Source organism: Streptomyces sp. BE20 (genome assembly GCF_036322525.1).
In the GTDB taxonomy this organism is placed as follows: Bacteria; Actinomycetota; Actinomycetes; order Streptomycetales; family Streptomycetaceae; genus Kitasatospora.
This window is the reverse complement of sequence record NZ_JAQYWW010000111.1, coordinates 1-364: the sequence shown is the minus strand read 5'-3', so window position 1 is coordinate 364 and position 364 is coordinate 1. Positions and strand designations below refer to the sequence as shown.

Genomic DNA, 364 nt, shown 5'->3' with positions numbered 1-364 from the left:
GACGGCCGCTCCTGGAGCACGGTGGCCGCCCCGGGGGGCGTGGCCGGCTAGCTGTGGTCGGGCACCGCCGTCCCGGGCGGGTTGGCCGCCGTCGGCTGGGTGACGTGCGGCGGGCCGGTCCGGCCGCTCGGCCTGCGCTTCACCCTCGGCCGCTCGGCCTGCGCGTCACCCACGGCCGCTGGGAGACGCTCGTCCTCTCCGGGCCCGGCTACGCCGACCTGTCCTACCAGGCGGTGGGGGCCGGGCCGGGCGGCCGGTTGACCGCTGTGGGGGCCGGCACCTCCCCGCCGGCGACGACGTACCCGCCGGTGCTGCGGACCGGCCGCAGGTGACGCCGACCCCCCCGGTTCCACGGGTCTCGCCG

1 protein-coding gene is annotated in these 364 nt (G+C 80.2%); it reads right to left on the bottom strand.

Annotated elements, in window-relative coordinates:
- Positions 1–47: 47 nt before the first annotated feature.
- On the bottom strand, positions 48–173 hold the full coding sequence (locus PUR61_RS00540) for a hypothetical protein (protein WP_329874464.1): 126 nt from the start codon (positions 171–173) through the stop codon (positions 48–50).
- Positions 174–364 lie beyond the last annotated feature (191 nt).